Raw genomic sequence first — 17,720 nt, forward strand, 5'->3', positions numbered from 1 at the left:
GGAGGAACAGCAAGCTGAAGAATGAAATAAATAAGAGCCGCGGTTAGAAAAGACGAGTGCTCTTATGTGCTTGTGTTTCGATAATTCTTCAGCGGTTAGGAGAGTCCATATGAATGATAGGTTAGACCGGATACGAACGGCCGAGAAAAAATATCATGAGGCCTGTTATGATGATTATAAATTGTTTGAGGAAGGATCATGGCTTCATAAACCGGTGAAAACAGTAATGGCAAACCTCTCTTTACTGGAAAACAAAGAGGAACTGCAAATTCTGGATCTTGGCTGCGGAGTTGGAAGAAACAGCATTCCGATTGCGGAAGTTTTGCGGAATAGTCGGGGTCAGGTCGTATGTGTCGATCTGCTGGAGTCAGCATTAAGCAAATTAATGAGCTATGGCGAGCAATATGGCCTGAACAATCATCTATTGCCTGTGCTTTGCGATATTGGCCATTATACGATTCCCGTCAACGAATTTGATTATATAGTCGCCGTATCCTCGCTTGAACATGTGAACTCTGAAGCTGTGCTGGTGGATGTTTTAGATCAAATGAGAGCAGGAACAAAAGAACAAGGCATAAACTGCATGATCATTAATACGAACATTCAAGAAATGGATATTCAGACCGGTGAAAGCTTAGAGCCGTATGTCGAAATAAACAAATGCACGGAAGCGATGATCGAGCTGTTGAATAATGCTTATAAAGGGTGGGAAGTATTGGATTCTCACGTAAAAGAGCTGGAATTTCCAATTAGTCGAAATGAGCAGGAAATTTTACTGAAAAGTGATTGCTTAACTTATGTCGTTCGGAATATAGCGAAAAAGAGGGAGCTATAAGAGCATGCTCTATCATTTTAGCGAGGAATCGGCTATCAAACGGTTTACTCCAAGGGCACAAAAAGCATATCCGGATCTGGAGCCGGTCGTATTCGCGATTCATGAGGAGAAAGCGGTGCATTACTATTTTCCAAGAGACTGCCCCCGGGTCATTTACTGGAAAGCAGACTGGAGCAGCGAGGAGGACATTCAACGATTTTTCTCTGACAGCATCGTGAATAAAATCATCGTTGTGGAAAATGATTGGCTGAACCGCATTCGTCACACTCAGCTATATAGATATACATTCGCCGAGGACACCTTTAAATGGTTTGATGAAGCGAGCACTGCAGGCTATTACATTTCTTATGATGAGGTTAAACCCTTGAAGGTCGAGCGAGTCAGCGATCTGATCGGACAAATTGTAGAGAAAGCGGTCGAATTAAGATTTACACCGAATTTATATCCGCTTAAAGACCGTATTATCGCATCCACGCTCGACTATTCCATCATTCGTTTTCGAAATGCCCAGCCGTTATAGCATGCAATAATGAAGCAGATCACCTGGAAATGGGGTCAACGGCGATGAATCTTAAACCTTCAAGGACGTTTCGTTTAGCGCTAATATCGAGTTTCTTATTTATTATGAGTGACGTATTCTTGTTAATAAACCAATATACGAATGATGGTCCGGTGGCATTAGGCTTCTTGTACTTTTTAACCGGGATCATTATGCTAGACCTGTTTATTATATTAATCGTTGATTTAGTCAATAAAAATCATCATGTTATCCAAGCCAGATTGATCAGTAAGCATGGTCATGTCATTTACGTACTTCGATCGAACGGAAAGGTAAATAAGATTAAAATTGCTGTTCCTGAAATTTTAGTACAATTAGTACCGGAGCAGCAGGTGGAGATCACGTTATCCTCACTCACTCATATACCTTTGCATATTGTTTCGATTAATAAGCCTCAAGTGGCTCCTAAGCTCCGAAGCTTTGACCATATCGATTGGGCGAATCATCTGATTAATAAAGCATTGCAAGTCTGTAACGGTTCCGTCGAAAAGCCACTGCGCCTGCTCGCCCATATTCTCGCTGCGGAGAAGGTGTGGCTTGCCCGGATAAATGGCGAGGATGCAGCCGCAATTTCCATATGGCCTGAATATACGCTTGAGCAATGCGAGCATGTACGCGAACACAATAAAATCGGTTATCAGACCTTTCTTTCACAGCTAAAGGAAGCTGATTTCACTAAAATAATCTCCTATCAAAACAGTAAGGGTATTGCTTTTAACACAACGATAAGCGACATACTGACCCATGTTTCACTTCATGGCAGCTATCATCGCGGACAGATTGCTGCGCTTCTCAGGCAGGCTGGTGAAGCTATGGTCAATACGGACTATATCGCCTATGTAAGACAGCTGGAAATAGAGTGAAACAATTAAGCTAACGTCCAGGATAATTGAACTAAATTGTAATATTTGGTATAATAAAAATATCAACATAATAATGGAGTGTTTCGATAAAAATTGAAATATATACAAAATTAAAAGAAATGGAGAACTGCAAATGATTAATAAAGTCGGGCAAATTATGTTATATGTGTATGACCAAGATGAGTCACTGAAATTTTGGACAGAAAAAGCAGGGTTTAGCTTAGTTGCTGAGGAAAATAACGGGCAAATGAGATGGATTGAAATTGCTCCAACAAACGAAATACAAACGAGTATTGTGCTCCACAATAAGGAACTAATTGCTAAAATGCAGCCTGAATTAAATCTCAATACACCATCGTTATTGTTTTTCTCGGAAGAACTCGATAGCTTATATAAAGAATTTACAGACAAAAATATCACAGTCGGAGAACTTGTAAATATGCCTTCTGGAAGAGTATTCAACTTTGCTGATAATGAAGGAAATTACTTTGCGGTTATGGAAAAAAAGTAATCACAATTAGGCATACGTCATATTTACTCTTAATAAGGCTCAATGGTTAAGCTAATGGGGAACTAGATAGTGTAATAAGAACAGGCTGCCGATTATATCGGCAGCCTATTCAGCTGACGGTCAGGATTGCGCGGCGAAAACTTTAGTGGTTAGGTTGGTTGTATTAAGAAAGGGCAGGATGATTTCAACATAAACGATATGGATATAGAGCTTGAATCCCTCGCAGAATTTATGGCCGTTCGACTGCTCCAAAGCATACGCAGTATAAAAAAGAGCACCTAAAGTACTATGGCAAAAGAATTCAAAGGGAGGAATCGTTTATCGCATGTTGTATTATAGATATAAAGAGTCTATAATATACCTTATTCAAGGATACATGAACATACTGTGAAAGGAATGATAACTATGACTTATGATTGTGCCATTATAGGTGGAGGTCCGGCAGGACTAAATGCGGCATTGGTGCTGGGAAGGGCAAGAAGAACTGTGGCTCTGTTCGATAACAATCAACCCCGAAATGCGGTTACGCATGCCTCTCATGGTTTTCTTACTCGGGATGGCATTACACCGACTGAATTCCGACGAATTGCTTACGAAGAGGTACTGCGATATCCTTCGGTAGAGCACCATTCCCCAAAAGTAACGGATATACGCAAGCTTCATGACGGATTCGAGATCATCACGGATAGGGATGAGCCGATCCAATCCCGCAAGTTATTAATCGCCACCGGTCTAAAGGAGATTTTACCAGATATTCCGGGCCTTGCAGACCTATATGGCAAAAGCCTTTTCTACTGTCCCTATTGCGATGGTTGGGAGCTCAAGGACCAGCCGTTGATCGTGTTGTCGGAGAATCCAAGCGTGTATCACATGGCCAAGCTGCTCTACAATTGGAGTCGTGATCTCGTAATCTGTACCAATGGCCGTAGCGTTCTTACGGTTGAACAAAAACAGATACTGGCTTCTCGAAATATCATCGTGTCGGAACAAACGGTAACAGCTTTCCACGGCAGTGAGGGCAAGCTGCGGCAGGTGGAATTTACAGACGGCTCGCGAATTGACATAACGGGTGGATTCGTAACGCCTCAATGGCTACCGCAGGCTGCTTTCCAAGAGCTTGGTTTTGAAACAACAGAATTAGGCGGGATCGTGACCGATGGAATGGGAAAAAGTATGGTACCCGGGTTGTTTGCGGCCGGAGAAGCTACTTCCGGAGCTCCCTCGCATCTGATTGTTTCTGCAGCCGCTGGTAGTGTTGCAGCTGTCGGCATCAATATGGAATTGATGGAGGAGGATTTCTCCTCTTAAAATAATACCCAAACTGATTATGCATCGTTTTGGACAATATTTTGCGATTTCAAGTTTTATTTATCCTTATTTCGGGAGTATGAAATACTTGACGATGCCTATATATAAAATCTATTATAGATAAATAAAATCTTTTATTGAGGAAGATGGTTTAGCATGAAGTACTCGAAAGCAACGAACTATGCCCTACACACCATGCTCTTTCTTGTAGCAGCCACTCCGAATAAACCTGTTGGTGTGCAGCAGTTGGCGGAGCGGCAAGAGGTTTCCCCTACCTATCTATCCAAAATATTAACCAAGCTAGTTAAGGCGGGAATGATTGAATCGGCATCAGGCGCTAATGGCGGGTATAGGTTAAAACGAAATTGGGAAGACATTTCGTTCCTTGATATTATTCATGCCATTGAAGGGACTGCCTCCTTGTTCGATTGTAGCTTGGATCATGGACCGGAATGTCCGATTCAGCATGTGGTACTATCTGCAGAAAAAAAGATGGAAGAACATTTAAGAAATCAGACCATGTCTGAGCTCGCCCAAAAAATGAAGATAGTTCTGTAAAAAATTATCTTTTTTTAATTAATTGCAGATATCATGAATCTTTAAAATCTATTTTATTTACTGATCAAACTTTCAATCTTGTTCGAGCCGTTTAGGCAGCTGCCGTCATGGAGGGTTTATGCCAGCTGTATGGTTTGGGTAGAGATAGGGGAACCTAAAGCCTGGAAATAAGGGGAACGGAGGGAAAGTACGCGTGGATTTTTTCAAAAGCCAAGAGTCATTGACGGCAATGGAATGGATTTTGCGCAGCATTGTTGGATTTGTTTTTCTGCTAATTGCTGCAAAAATGATGGGCCAGCGTTCCATATCGCAGCTAAGGTTTCTTGATTTCATTATCGCGCTGACGCTCGGCAATATTATTGCTCATCCGCTGTCGGACGAGCATCTTGGGCTGAAAGGCTCGATGATTACGACCGTTTCGATCGTTTTTCTGTACATAGTCGCGATCTGGCTCAGTCTGAAGATCCCGCTGCTCAAACAATTTTTCGATCCGCCGGCGGTTACCCTTATTCAGGATGGGAAGCTTGATTATCGAAACCTCTCGAAAGTGAAGCTACCTATTGAATTCTTGTACGCAGAGCTGCGAAAATCGAACGTAGAGGATATCTCGAAGGTTGCCTTTGCTGCATGGGAGCCAGGCGGTACGCTATCTGTCTTCGTAAATACGGCTTATCAGCCTGTAACTCCGGCGGACCTGAAGATGCCCACGCAACCCTTTAACCTGACCAAACCGATCATTACCGATGGCCACATGGAACATGCGCTGCTGCGCGAGATCGGCAAGGACCAAGCATGGCTGGAAACGAAAATTCGGCCCCTCGCATTGAACAATGTTATCTTGGCGACGGTAGACAGCAAGCTAAACGTGCAGGTGCATGTGGTTCAGGAGCCAAAGACTCCCTAGTTTTTTATGGGAAGTTATCAAACAAATTAGTGTAAAAGAGAAAGGCAGTCGAATCAATCGGCTGCCTTTCACCCACTAACGGGCTGGTCTTCCTCATCATTGGGTGCGGTCAACAGTCAGCAAATAGTCCGTCGCAGCTGAATAGTGGTGAAGGTGAATTCATTTTTCGATTTCATTCAAAAATGTATGGAACATGGGACGATTCCATTCATATTGCTAATATTCCAAGTATCTTGATTGCTCAATACCGATCAAGAAGCGCCTATGGGGTTTCAGACAGCTTTAGTCAGATCAAATGGGGAAGCCCATCTGGAGCCGGAGACTGATCACGGCGGTGAACAAAGCGAGCAAAAAAACGGCGTTATCCATGGTTTGGCAAAATTCAACCTGACAACTACCGACATAACACAGCTTCAAATTATGATTACGGACTGGTCCAAACGGATCAGCTCTAAGGTTCGGTATGTCCGGTCCTCTGCGCACAAGTCATAAGCGTTGAGCCGCTCCCACTGAAAAAGTCTAAAACAATATCTCCGTGCTGGCTGCTGTTACGATGTGCTGGATTGCAGTTAGTTTCAGACAACTGGGATAAAATACAAGCCTCCATCTCATACTAACTATGAGATGGAGGTGAACGCTATGCCCAAAAATGACGCAGATCCCAAGCATGACCGTGAAGATAATCGAGCAGATAAGAAAGACAATCAGCAGAATAACGCTAATTTCACTGAAGAAGCACAAACCCTAACGAGCAACAAGGCCGCTGATTACGTCCCAAGTTTAAATGGTATCCCCAAAAATCAAGTTTAAGTAACTGCAGGCTGCTCTTCTCGTCATTATATGATGGAAGAGCGGCCTTTTAAGTGAAGATTAAAACGCCAAATTTAGTCTAATAGTCTAGTTTATCATGCCATTATCAAAATGCTATCTGGTGCATTATCAGCAGAAAGAGGTTATGAGGTTGGGTATGATATCTGCTTAGAGGAACTCATCAACCTCAATCCGCATGTTTTGAGTGCTGATCAGTCTGCCGAAGGTTCTTCTACGGGGCGTCATTACGGGTAGGATAATGTAATAGATAATCGAATAATTATTAATAAATCTTGGTAAAGGAGCGGTCTTAATGAGCAATCATTTACTCGAATTTACGCGTATTTCGGTTTTTAGGATGTGTGAACATTACCTTCCTAAATTGAAAATAACTTTAGATGGTTTGGATAAAGGGGTTCTTTGGACACATGAAAAAGAGACTCTTAATTCAATCGGAAGCATTGTGCTACACGTTGGACAGCACATTCAACGGCATGTTATCAGATATTCAAATAATGGGAAGGTCGAAGGTGGTATAGAAAATCACTTTCCTGATGAAACTGCTCTTTCCTCATTGGACTTAATTCTATTTATTTCTGACCACTTTAGTTCTTGGAGAGAGATAATGACCGATTACATGGAAGGGAATAGGGACGAGGAAAACCTCGATATGTTTGATATTTATCATTTAGTTGAACATACGGGGTATCATTTAGGACAAATTATCGACCGAGTACAAAGAATGACCGATAGAAGGTTCCAATTTGTTCAAAATGGAATCAATGAAAAAAGTTTAAAAGAGCTTACTTATAAAGATTAAAGAGGATACTGTTTATTAAACTAATGAGAAACAAGAGCTAATAAAAATGAGGTTGCCGATCCTAGTGCAGCCTTTGCTCAACTAACGTGCAGAATAGTGTAATGATTTTCCTCTTTAGGGAAAGCTAGCCCCAAATAATGAGGTGGAATAATGAAAAGAAAATTGTACGTGTTGCTGGTTATCTCCCTTCTGGTTAGTGCTTCCACTGCTTTTGCTGATTCATCCCCATTTAATACACCCCCAGGTAGTTCTGATATGCGAGTGTTTAGATTGACTGCAAATGAAGTCCAATCAGTACATGTAAAATGGGGTCCTAGATTTCGTTGGATGCTAACAAGAAATGAGATTGATTCACTTCTTACAATATTACGAAAAGCAAGAAAGGAAGATATAAAACCATATTACGGACCTATGCCAAAAGGAGGGCCATTTCAAGTAAGTTTAATGACGAAATCAAATGAACATTTCACTTTCACGGTTGGTGCTGGTGGAGAGGGGTATGTTCTTTGCGAGGGGGCAAGGTATTTCTGCCGGAGTTTCGTTACTTTATGAAACCATTTATCGTTCGAAGAGCCAATGAAGCTGTTATGGGCAGCACAACAATCAACACCACACTGCGTCTAAACTAGCGAGTAAAGTAATTGGACGATTAGAGGTTTATATGACAACAACTACGAACTAAGGTATAGTACACCACGAGGCTGCTGGGGATTGTTTTGGCAGTCTAGCTGTGGGTTAACGAGCAGGATAGTAGGATGGAATAACAAATTCAATCTTAAAGGGAAGCTGATATTTCGTGACGGATCCACAAATGATGGAAGCTATTAAAAATAAGGACATTGATTCTGTTAGCTCAATAATTAAATCGGGCATTGATTTGAACCTCCGCACCCCAGGATCGGTTACATACTTAAATCAGGTATGGTGTGGTTACAGCGATTATGATTTTGAAATGGTCAAACTTTTGATTGAAAATGGAGCGTACTTGAATGATCCCGCTTATCCTGCAATCGTGTGCGCTTCGAGTAGGGGGAGAGTTGAAGAAATTGAATATGTGCTTGAACGAGGAGCTAATATTAATGCCATTACCCATGTAGGAACTTCTGCCCTGTGGCAGGCATCTTACCATGGATATTTAGATGTAATAAAGTTTTTACTTCAAGCTGGTTTAGACATTAACCAACACGGAGGTCACGCAGTTCAAATCGCATCTTCGAACGGGAACCTTGAAGTTGTACAGCTACTGGTAGCTGAACAAGCCAATATTAATTATCAAGTGTTCGACAGGAATAAACAAGATCTGTCCTCAACTCCGCTTCATAAGTCAGCTTTATTTGGACATTTAGAAATTATGCGATTTTTGCTTGAAAATGGAGCGAATCCGGTCTTGAAGGACTATTACGGATATCGCCCATATACATTGGTTAAGAAACGTAAAAATAAAGATGCCATGGACTTAATAGCTTCTTACGAACCAAAAGAGCTACATGATTTGGAAAAAAGGGCTGATGAGTTGAAGAAACGCGGTCTTCCGACAGCAATTTTGAAAGATTTAGGTGAGGTAAGGAAACGGATTGATCTCAGTGGATCAAATTATATGAATTTTATTGAATATTGCTCAATAGAAGATGTAACGGAGATGGATTTAAATGGAGTAGCAATGTTAAATCTTCTATTTGATACAGATGCATACGATGCGTTAGGTTTCCTGGTATGGGTTCCTTCAAGGAAGGTTTTAGCAAGTTATGATGTTGAGCATGAGAAATTAGTAATTCTAAGTGATACCACTTGGAAAGGTTTTAGAAAATCACCTAGTGTTTTCATTGATCGTGTACTCAATGGAGAATACGATGAGATATTTGGTAACTAGATGAGAGAGGTGTAATATGAAAGCTTTTATTGTAACAGGTACGTCTCGTGGATTAGGCTTCGAGATCTGTAAACAACTTATTAAGCGTAATCATCTTATCATTTCTATAGCTAGGAACAATAATGATACTCTATTAGAATTAGCCGCCCAAAACAATTGTGAAATGCATTTTGTGAAATATGATCTGCAGTACACAGAGGGTATCTCAGACTTAATTCAAGGGATTCTTAAACTGGTGATTAATACCAAGTTAGAATCAATAACATTGATCAATAACGCAGCTCAAGTAACTCCATTAGGCTCTATAGATTGCTGCACACCTGAAGAAACTGTAAGAAATGTACAAACAAACTTATTAGCTCCAATCTTACTGACCCAATCTTTAATAAAGCAGACGGAGCAGTGGGGTATTCATAGAGTCATAGTAAATATCTCTTCAGGTTCAGCAAAGCAAGCAGCAGCTGGAATGAGCGTATACTGCGCCTCGAAGGCTGCATTAAATATGTTCACATCTTGCATACAACTTGAGAGCCATAGATCGTTAACGACTTACACAGTGGATCCAGGCATGGTTGACACCGATATGCAAGCTGTGGCACGTATCGAAGAAGGTCTACCAATGTCAGATTTTTTTAGGGAAGTTAAAGAAACAGGTTCTTTAAAATCTGCCGATGATGTTGCGAAAAAAATTGTTAAAAGGGTCTTAACTTCTTAAGGAAAAGCATTACGCTCCCTCGGGGACGAAAGTTCATTAAAGCTGCGGCAGTCTAGTACTTTATTTTCCTTGAAACATAGAACAATGATTTGATTGGTGTCGAGGTGACAATCGTGATCGTATGGATTAACGGTGCTTTTGGAGCGGGAAAAACGCAGACGTCACATGAATTGCATAGAAGAACGGAAAACTCATACGTATATGATCCGGAGAATGCTGGTTATTTTATAAGAAAAAATGTACCGGTAGCGATCCAACAGGATGATTTTCAAAACTACCCGATGTGGCGTGAGTTTAATTATGTTATGCTTAAGCATCTTGACGAAACCTATGACGGTATGATCATCGCGCCTATGACGATTGTGAATCCTCAATATTTTTATGAAATTGTAGGCCGCTTGAGGCATGATGGCGTAGCTGTTTACCACTTTGCTTTGTGTGCATCAGAAGCCACTTTAAAAAAGAGACTTCGAGGCAGAGGAGAGCGGAATAACTCTTGGGCGGAGCAGCAAATTGAGCGATGTGTTGCAGGCTTGTCGGAAGAAACTTTTCAGCATCATCTGGATACGGAACATACGACCATTCAGGATAATGTGGAGCGTATCGCTTCGATGTCAAATATCAACCGGATCATAGAGGTCCGATAAAAAAAGCGTATGACCGTGTACTCACACAGGTTAAACATATACGATTCTTATGATTTATGAACCAACTAGGAGGAGCAGCATGTCTAACTTAATGCAAAACAAAGTAATCGTTATTATGGGTGTAGCGAATGATCGCAGCATTGCATGGGGAGTGGCAAAATCACTTCATCAACAAGGAGCTAAGCTTATTTTCACTTACCGTAAGGAAAGATCATTAGATAAGCTGAACAAGCTATTAGAGCAGCATCAAATCGAAGCGCTGCAGACGGTATCCTGTGACGTGCTCGATGATAGCAGCATAACAGCTGCGTTTCATGAAATTGGGCAAACCTCAGGCGTTATTCACGGTGTGGTGCATTCGGTTGCTTTTGCCGAGAAGGATGAGCTGCAGGGAGAATATGTTGATACGACAAGAGAAGGGTATATGCTGGCTCAGAACTCAAGCTCGTATTCCTTGGTAGCCGTTGCGCGTGAAGCGAAGAAGTTGATGACTGAAGGCGGCAGCATCGTTACTCAAACTTATATTGGCGCGGAGCGGGTCGTTAAAAATTATAATGTAATGGGGGTAGCGAAGGCAGCGCTGGAAGCAAGCGTGATGTATTTAGCCGAGGATTTGGGGAAATACGGCATTCGCGTAAATGCGGTTTCAGCAGGACCTATCCGCACGCTCGCCGCAAAAGGCGTTTCGGGCTTTAATGACATTATGTCCACGATTGAAGAAAGAGCCCCGCTGCGCCGAAATATCGACCAGGAGGAAGTGGGCGATGCCACGATGTTCCTTTTGAGCCATTTATCCAGAGGAATAACGGGAGAAGTTCTTCACGTTGATGCAGGTTATCATATCCTTGGCTTGTAAACGGCTGAGTGGACAATAAGAGAACTAAACAAGGCTCAGATCTCTGCATGAGGTCTGAGCCTTGTTTTGGATGCGATCATTGCTATTCATTCTTCTTGTTCTTCGAATGTAATGCAGCTCCGATTTGCCGGTTGACGGCTTTCACATCAATGGTTTTTATAGCGCTATCTTTAAGCTGATATTTCTTCTTTAAACTCAATATGCGATAGACGCTCTGATCCAGCATATCCCTCGTAATTGCTCCTGCTTGCGCGCTTTTTCTTAGCGCTTTGATCACAGCTAATTGCTTATCATATTCATGCCCGACTAGTATAATATCGCTGCCGGCTTGAACGGATTTGACAGCTGCTTCGCCGATATTGTAATGCTTCGTAATTCCGCCCATGGTCATATCGTCTGTTATGATAACACCATCAAAGCCCAGACTGCCGCGCAGCAAATTCGTAATCAAATATTTGGACAGGGAGGCCGGATACTTGTCATCCACTTGCGGAATTAATAAGTGGGCAATCATAATCGCGTCTGCATCCTGGCGAATGGCTTCGACGAAGGGAAGCAGCTCGAATGCCTCGAGCTCTTTTACGGTTTTGTTAACGACGGGCAAATCGAGATGCGAGTCGACCGTCGTATCGCCATGGCCTGGAAAATGCTTGACCACTACCGCGACATGCGTCGATTGTATAGCTTTCATCGTTTCTATGCCATGAGTTATGACGGTTTCGGGTTTCGAACCAAAGGACCTGTTGCCGATAACAGGATTATTGGGATTACTGTTAATATCTAATACAGGCGCAAAATCCATATTAAAGCCAAGGGAATGCACCTCTACGCCCAGCGATTGGCCAATTTGATACGTGTAATCCAAATCGTTTGCTCGACCGACGTCTGCTGCTGGCGGAAGTTGGGTAAATTCGGCAGGCATGCGGCTGACTTTTCCGCCTTCCTGATCAATGCTTAACCACAGAGGGGCAGCTTCTGCATGATTGGCGGCTTTCAATTGGTTAAGAAGCTTAACTGCTTGCGAAGCGCCTGTAATATTATCTTTGTACAAAATAAATCCGCCAACGTGATACTTTACGATCATTTCTTTTGAATTGGCTCCCATAGAAGTGCCATCTAAACCTACCATCACCATTTGTCCTATTTTATCATCTAAACTCATGGCAGATATTTGCTCTTTGATAGGGGCGGTCGTTTCGGTTGGTTCGACGCTCGGCCAGGCCGTGGGTTGTGAGCTCGGGCTAATAGTCGGGCTTGCGGATGGAGCCGTCTTTATCGGGACCGCACTACTACCGCAGCTAATGATCGGTGACACCATAATAAATAGTGATAGGATTGCGGCTATATGCTTCGTCATCCATAATTCCCCCCTTGTTGCAATATCCCCTTGAACGGTGCAAAGCATACCATTAATGGATTTAATGTTGCTGAAATTTCGCTGTCGTTGTTTGCAGATCATCATCCTGAGGAGATGAGGCTTTAGCATCATATTGCTCTGTTTCCAATCATAAACTGTATAGGTCTTGAAATCTATTGTCAGGCTCATTCGATTGATGAGGAGGATCATGATGGAGAATTCGCCTCGGGATCAAGCCAGCTCGAATGTTGTCCCGCAGCCTATAAGAATGAGCGATGGAGCGGGAGCTACCGATCTAGGCCCTCGTGATATTATGCGTGATAGAGAGAATCCTGATATGCTCGTACCGCCTGTTACGGATGCGGGCTTGCTTCCTAATATGAAATTCTCGTTTTCAGATACGCATATGCAGTTAAATCAGGGAGGCTGGTCGCGTGAGATAACCGTCCGGGATTTTCCAATTGCTACTACGCTTGCTGGTGTAAACATGAGATTGACGGCTGGCGGAGTTCGGGAATTGCATTGGCATCAACAAGCGGAATGGGCATATATGCTTTTAGGCAAGGCACGTATTACCTCTGTGGATCAAGCGGGGCGAAATTTTATCGCTGATGTTGGAGAAGGTGATCTTTGGTATTTTCCAGCAGGCATACCGCATTCCATTCAGGGCCTTGAAGGCGGCTGTGAATTTTTACTCGTCTTCGATGACGGCAGCTTCTCCGATCTAAACACCCTATCGATATCGGATTGGTTTGCGCATACACCAAAGGAGGTGCTTTCTGCCAACTTTGGGGTGCCGGAAAGTGCTTTTAGTCAAATTCCAAACGATCAGGTTTATATTTTTCAAGATACGGTGCCGGGCTCGCAGGAGAGTCAGAAGGTACAATCCCCCTATGGGACGATACCGTTAAGCTTTACGCATCGCTTGCTTGCTCAGCCTCCGCTCAAAACACCTGGGGGAAGCGTTCGAATTGTGGATTCATCTCATTTTCCCATTTCCAAAACGATAGCTGCCGCACTGGTTGAGGTAGAGCCTGGGGGAATGAGAGAACTCCATTGGCATCCAAACAATGACGAGTGGCAGTATTATCTTGCAGGCCAAGGACGTATGACCGTATTTGCCGGAAACGGGGTTGCTCGTACGTTTGATTATAGAGCTGGAGATGTAGGCTATGTCCCATTCGCGTTTGGTCACTATATTCAAAATACCGGCAACCAATCGTTATGGTTTTTGGAGATGTTCAAGAGCGACCGGTTTGTCGATGTTTCGTTAAATCAGTGGATGGCTTTAACGCCGCGCGATTTGGTTCGGGATAATTTGCACGTAGGTCCGGAACTGCTTGATGCGCTGCGCAAAGAGAAATGGTCTGTCGTTAAATATCCCGGCTGCACGTATGAAAATAAATAAACAAAGGATAAATGAAAAGAAGAATTTCCAAGCTTCCATTCCGGCAAAATGGAAATTCTTCTTTTGCTGTGTGTGTCTATACCGATAGAATTAATCTACTCAGTAAAACTAGCCCTGTGGTAAAATATTTCTAAGACGATTTGAACGGTTGGAGGTGCCGGAACGTGGAGCAAGATGAAATCGCAAAAAGTAACGCATCGCTTTTTGGTGTGCAGCGTTATTTTTTTATTTATGCAGGTGAGATACGGCTATCGTGATAGGAATGCTAATTTTCGCAGTGAGTATAAATTTATTTTGAGAATGTATCTAATAGGAGAGCTCTCTACATGCTGAAATATAATATTTGCTTTATCAAACGCGGGGATGAAATTTTATTGCTTAATCGGGAAAAGGCAAGCTGGATGGGGTGCTGGAACGGAATAGGCGGCAAGCTGGATCCGCAGGAAACGCCGCGCGAAGCGATGATTAGAGAAATGGAGGAAGAAACAGGGATAAAAGCGTATAGTCTGCATTTCAAAGGCTTGGTTACGTGGAGCGGCGACGATTTTGATTTTGGCGGCATGTATGCCTATATCGCGGAGGTGCCCGAGAGCTTTGATTATGCTGTGCCGATCAAAACCGATGAAGGAATATTAGATTGGAAAAAAATCGATTGGATATTGAATGACAATAATGTTGGCATCGTGTCCAATATCCCTAAGACACTGCCATGGATGCTGAATGAATCGAAATGCTTTGATCATCATTGTGTATATGTAAAGGGTCAATTGCTGGACATCGTTCAAACCGAGGTTTCCGCACAAATCGAGACGTCTGGCGAACGAAGAGAGCATTATCTGCAAAGGTACGTCGCGGAGCGAGGAGCGGGAGTAACATCGATTCGATAACCTAGTTGATTTATGTACACCTTTAGGTTATTTTTCTTATATGGTTGTTCATACATAGAAAATAAAGAATAGAGGAATGAAGTTGAAGTTTAGACCTTGTATCGATTTGCATGATGGGAAAGTGAAACAGATTGTTGGAGAAACGCTAAATGCCGAAATTATAGAAAATTTTGTATCCAAGCAGGATTCAGCCTACTATGCGGAGCTTTTTAAGAAGGATGCATTAACAGGCGGGCATGTTATTATGCTAGGCGGCGGAAATGAGACTGCAGCCGTGAGTGCTCTTAAGCAATATCCTGGCGGCCTGCAAATAGGCGGAGGCATCACCTCGGACAATGCAGCCTTTTATTTGGAGAAGGGTGCGTCGCATATTATTGTAACGTCGTATATTTTCAAGGATGGTCAATTGAATGAGAATCATCTTGCGAAAATCGTTTCTGAAGTCGGGAAGGATCGTTTAGTTATCGATCTGAGCTGCAAGGAGAAGGACGGCAAATGGTTCGTCGTGACGAATCAATGGAAGCAGTTCAGTGATTTTGAAGTGAACAAGGAAAATATTCAATATCTAGAGCAATATTGCGATGAGTTTCTTGTACACGCCGTGGACGTTGAAGGCAAGCAGCGCGGCATTCAGCAAAGCCTCGTTAGCTCGCTCGCGGACTGGGTGAGCATTCCGACTACTTATGCCGGCGGCGCGAGATCGATTGCGGATATGGATCAATTTAATGTGCTGTCAAACGGCAAGCTGGATATTACGATTGGCAGCGCGCTGGATATTTTTGGAGGCAATCTGTCTTATGAAGAAGTGGTTGCGTATAGTAATCAAAAGCAAAAGATAATATAAAAATATGAGGACATAGCGATCCCAATTAACTAGCCAACAATTTGTTGGCTTTTTTTTGTATACGTAACATGATACATATTCGCCATCAGCTTATTGCCGACGTTTCGCGAATAATCGTCTCTGCCGCCTTTTCCCAATGCTGCTTCATCATTTCACGCATATAGAGGTCATCGAGCTTTTCCTGGATGAAAGGCAATGGACGTCATGTTCAAGCTTTTCGAAAGCATTTACTATACGAATTTAATGCATCATGTGGTAAAATTTTGTTAATTGACTTGAAGTATTTGGAGGAATGACAGCTATGAGACCGGATCATTATAAACTGCTGTACGATTTTGTAAGTTGGGCGGGCGAGCAGCCGCATATTGCAGGCATCGCGTTGGTAGGTCCTGGTGCAGACGATGAGAATGAAGAAGACTCGGATTTGAGCTTCCTCATTATTTCAGATAAGAAAACGAAAACATTGGAAACTATCCTTCATCAATTTCAGTTCGACCTCATGGAGCAAGCAACGAGGGAGGAGTGGGGATTGCTTACTACCTTAAGAATCGTCTATGGCGGCGGGATTAAAGCTGAGTATGGTGTTGCAGGCGAAGAGTGGCTCCAGCTGCCGATGGATCAAGCGATGGGAGATACGGTAATGAAGGGCTTTAAAGTGATATGGGAACGAGAAGAGATGTTCGGCCAGATTACGGGTTATATTGAGGCTCATCAATTCTAGTCCTATAATAAGTGTCTACCAATATTGTAAAATAAATAGGCAGCCTCGTCGAAGGCGGCCTATTTATTTGCTACCGAAGGAGAAATGGATATGATCGTCATTCGTCCGTATCAAGCAGAGGATTTAATCGCCATGACTGCTCTAATGCTGGATCTTGGCTATCCAACGACTGCCGAGCAGATGAGAAGTAGAATGGGCATCATTGAAACATTGCCAGGTTCCTATACCTACCTCGCAGCTCTTGAGGGGAAAGTGGTAGGTATGATTGGCATACGTCAAATTTATTCGTATGAGGAGGACGGCTTCGTTACGCAAATCTCCTTATTAGTCACGAAAAAAGAATACGAATTTCAAGGAATCGGGACTTCATTAGTACGGTTTGCAGAAGCGTGGGCACTAGAACGGCATTCGGGTATGCTTTATTTAACAAGCGGAATGAAGCCGGAGAGAATACGAGCCCATAAGTTCTATAAGTCACTCGGCTTTGAAACGACCGGCTATCGTTTTGTTAAAAAACTGACTATCCCACAATCCTATTAAGTTGTATAATCATGGAAATAAAGGAGGCGGCTGCAACGGATATAAAAGCGGTTTTTTTTGATTTGGACAATACGCTACTCGATCGAACGAATTCATTTAAATCATTTGCTTCCACGTTACTTAATCGTTATTTCGGTCACTTAGAATCCCATCACCAGATGTTAGAACTTATCATTAAATTAGATCTTGACGGCTACAAGGACAAGCGGGATCTGTTCCGTGAATTGCTGGATCAGCTGCCCTGGCCTATCAAGCCAGAGCATGATGAACTTATGAATTATTATAACGAGCACTATGTGAAAAATGCTGCACTCATGGATCAGGCTTTGGAGGTCATTCGCCACACGAGAAGCAAATATAAAACCGCGCTTATTACGAATGGCAGAAACCAAATACAATATGGGAAAATTGATCAATTAGGCATTAGAGCGGAATTCGATTTTATTATCGTTTCAGAGGAAGCGGGATATAAGAAACCGGATCGCCGCATCTTTGAAGCTGCATTGACCGGTATGCAGCTGCGGCCTGAGCAATGCATTTATATTGGTGACCATCCTGTAAACGATATCGAGGGAGCTTTTAACGCTGGACTAGACACCATTTGGATTAAAATGAATCAGCCTTGGCGTGAAGGGCTGGTGGCCAAGCCGCTGCATACCATCGAACGGCTTGGCGAATTGCTACTGATAATTTGAAACTTAAAGCAG

General features: G+C 42.7%; 22 protein-coding genes and 1 pseudogene. 21 read left to right on the forward strand and 2 right to left on the reverse strand.

The window, feature by feature from the left end:
- The first annotated feature begins 109 nt into the window (after window positions 1–109).
- From ASG81_RS18920 to ASG81_RS31660, 8 genes are all read left to right on the forward strand, one after another.
- Window positions 110–835 (forward strand): class I SAM-dependent methyltransferase, encoded by a 726-nt coding sequence (locus ASG81_RS18920; protein WP_056637588.1) that lies wholly within the window; start codon window positions 110–112, stop codon window positions 833–835.
- 4 nt (window positions 836–839) lie between these two features.
- Complete coding sequence (locus ASG81_RS18925) at window positions 840–1,355, forward strand: DUF6886 family protein (RefSeq protein ID WP_056637590.1); 516 nt, start codon at window positions 840–842, stop codon at window positions 1,353–1,355.
- Window positions 1,356–1,474: 119 nt separating this feature from the next.
- Window positions 1,475–2,257, forward strand: a complete 783-nt coding sequence (locus ASG81_RS18930; RefSeq protein WP_162255037.1) for a DinB family protein — start codon at window positions 1,475–1,477, stop codon at window positions 2,255–2,257.
- 133 nt (window positions 2,258–2,390) lie between these two features.
- Window positions 2,391–2,768 carry a VOC family protein gene (locus tag ASG81_RS18935; protein ID WP_056637595.1) on the forward strand — a complete coding sequence of 126 codons (378 nt, stop codon included), beginning with the start codon at window positions 2,391–2,393 and terminating at the stop codon, window positions 2,766–2,768.
- A gap of 405 nt (window positions 2,769–3,173) precedes the next feature.
- The gene (locus ASG81_RS18940; RefSeq protein WP_056637598.1) at window positions 3,174–4,076 is read left to right on the forward strand and encodes an NAD(P)/FAD-dependent oxidoreductase; all 903 of its coding nucleotides are present in this window, start codon (window positions 3,174–3,176) and stop codon (window positions 4,074–4,076) included.
- Between the two features lie 156 nt (window positions 4,077–4,232).
- Window positions 4,233–4,634 carry an Rrf2 family transcriptional regulator gene (locus ASG81_RS18945; RefSeq protein ID WP_056637602.1) on the forward strand — a complete coding sequence of 134 codons (402 nt, stop codon included), beginning with the start codon at window positions 4,233–4,235 and terminating at the stop codon, window positions 4,632–4,634.
- Window positions 4,635–4,827: 193 nt separating this feature from the next.
- The gene (locus tag ASG81_RS18950; protein ID WP_056637605.1) at window positions 4,828–5,538 is read left to right on the forward strand and encodes a DUF421 domain-containing protein; all 711 of its coding nucleotides are present in this window, start codon (window positions 4,828–4,830) and stop codon (window positions 5,536–5,538) included.
- A 264-nt stretch (window positions 5,539–5,802) separates the two neighbouring features.
- The gene (locus ASG81_RS31660) at window positions 5,803–6,030 is read left to right on the forward strand and encodes a hypothetical protein (RefSeq protein WP_056637608.1); all 228 of its coding nucleotides are present in this window, start codon (window positions 5,803–5,805) and stop codon (window positions 6,028–6,030) included.
- On the opposite strand, the gene ASG81_RS33725 is transcribed toward ASG81_RS31660, so the two are convergent.
- Window positions 5,990–6,145, reverse strand: coding sequence for a DNA methyltransferase (locus tag ASG81_RS33725; protein WP_327205179.1), 156 nt, complete (start codon window positions 6,143–6,145; stop codon window positions 5,990–5,992). The two genes, ASG81_RS31660 and ASG81_RS33725, sit on opposite strands and share 41 nt — an antisense overlap.
- A 32-nt stretch (window positions 6,146–6,177) precedes the next feature.
- On the opposite strand from ASG81_RS33725, the gene ASG81_RS32140 reads away from it, so the two are divergent.
- From ASG81_RS32140 to fabI, 7 genes and pseudogenes are all read left to right on the forward strand, one after another.
- A complete protein-coding gene (locus ASG81_RS32140) occupies window positions 6,178–6,348 on the forward strand; it encodes a hypothetical protein (RefSeq protein WP_200961543.1) in 171 nt (56 codons plus the stop codon).
- 313 nt (window positions 6,349–6,661) lie between these two features.
- Complete coding sequence (locus ASG81_RS18960) at window positions 6,662–7,168, forward strand: hypothetical protein (RefSeq protein ID WP_056637611.1); 507 nt, start codon at window positions 6,662–6,664, stop codon at window positions 7,166–7,168.
- A 150-nt stretch (window positions 7,169–7,318) separates the two neighbouring features.
- The gene (locus ASG81_RS18965; protein WP_056637614.1) at window positions 7,319–7,720 is read left to right on the forward strand and encodes a hypothetical protein; all 402 of its coding nucleotides are present in this window, start codon (window positions 7,319–7,321) and stop codon (window positions 7,718–7,720) included.
- A 244-nt stretch (window positions 7,721–7,964) separates the two neighbouring features.
- Window positions 7,965–9,038, forward strand: a complete 1,074-nt coding sequence (locus ASG81_RS18970) for an ankyrin repeat domain-containing protein (protein WP_056637617.1) — start codon at window positions 7,965–7,967, stop codon at window positions 9,036–9,038.
- A 16-nt stretch (window positions 9,039–9,054) separates the two neighbouring features.
- Window positions 9,055–9,753, forward strand: a complete 699-nt coding sequence (locus ASG81_RS18975) for an SDR family NAD(P)-dependent oxidoreductase (RefSeq protein WP_056637620.1) — start codon at window positions 9,055–9,057, stop codon at window positions 9,751–9,753.
- A gap of 113 nt (window positions 9,754–9,866) precedes the next feature.
- Window positions 9,867–10,453 (forward strand): annotated as a pseudogene (locus ASG81_RS18980) (AAA family ATPase).
- Between the two features lie 26 nt (window positions 10,454–10,479).
- On the forward strand, window positions 10,480–11,256 hold the full coding sequence (fabI, locus tag ASG81_RS18985; protein ID WP_056637623.1) for an enoyl-ACP reductase FabI: 777 nt from the start codon (window positions 10,480–10,482) through the stop codon (window positions 11,254–11,256).
- An 82-nt stretch (window positions 11,257–11,338) separates the two neighbouring features.
- On the opposite strand, the gene nagZ is transcribed toward fabI, so the two are convergent.
- Window positions 11,339–12,613, reverse strand: coding sequence for a beta-N-acetylhexosaminidase (gene nagZ / locus ASG81_RS18990; protein ID WP_056637626.1), 1,275 nt, complete (start codon window positions 12,611–12,613; stop codon window positions 11,339–11,341).
- Window positions 12,614–12,824: 211 nt separating this feature from the next.
- Between nagZ and ASG81_RS18995 the strand changes: the two genes are divergently transcribed.
- The 6 genes from ASG81_RS18995 to ASG81_RS19020 all read left to right on the forward strand — a co-directional run bounded on the left by ASG81_RS18995 (window position 12,825) and on the right by ASG81_RS19020 (window position 17,708).
- Window positions 12,825–14,021: an oxalate decarboxylase family bicupin gene (locus ASG81_RS18995; protein ID WP_442952920.1), complete on the forward strand. Its 1,197-nt coding sequence runs from the start codon at window positions 12,825–12,827 to the stop codon at window positions 14,019–14,021.
- 326 nt (window positions 14,022–14,347) lie between these two features.
- Window positions 14,348–14,908 carry an NUDIX hydrolase gene (locus ASG81_RS19000; protein WP_056637632.1) on the forward strand — a complete coding sequence of 187 codons (561 nt, stop codon included), beginning with the start codon at window positions 14,348–14,350 and terminating at the stop codon, window positions 14,906–14,908.
- Window positions 14,909–14,990: 82 nt separating this feature from the next.
- Window positions 14,991–15,752 carry a phosphoribosylformimino-5-aminoimidazole carboxamide ribotide isomerase gene (gene hisA, locus ASG81_RS19005; RefSeq protein WP_056637634.1) on the forward strand — a complete coding sequence of 254 codons (762 nt, stop codon included), beginning with the start codon at window positions 14,991–14,993 and terminating at the stop codon, window positions 15,750–15,752.
- Between the two features lie 301 nt (window positions 15,753–16,053).
- On the forward strand, window positions 16,054–16,473 hold the full coding sequence (locus tag ASG81_RS19010) for a hypothetical protein (protein WP_056637637.1): 420 nt from the start codon (window positions 16,054–16,056) through the stop codon (window positions 16,471–16,473).
- Window positions 16,474–16,563: 90 nt separating this feature from the next.
- Window positions 16,564–17,013: a GNAT family N-acetyltransferase gene (locus tag ASG81_RS19015; protein ID WP_235548926.1), complete on the forward strand. Its 450-nt coding sequence runs from the start codon at window positions 16,564–16,566 to the stop codon at window positions 17,011–17,013.
- Between the two features lie 11 nt (window positions 17,014–17,024).
- Window positions 17,025–17,708 (forward strand): HAD family hydrolase, encoded by a 684-nt coding sequence (locus ASG81_RS19020; protein ID WP_056637643.1) that lies wholly within the window; start codon window positions 17,025–17,027, stop codon window positions 17,706–17,708.
- Window positions 17,709–17,720 lie beyond the last annotated feature (12 nt).

It is taken from the genome of Paenibacillus sp. Soil522, assembly GCF_001428245.1.
In the GTDB taxonomy this organism is placed as follows: Bacteria; Bacillota; Bacilli; order Paenibacillales; family Paenibacillaceae; genus Pristimantibacillus.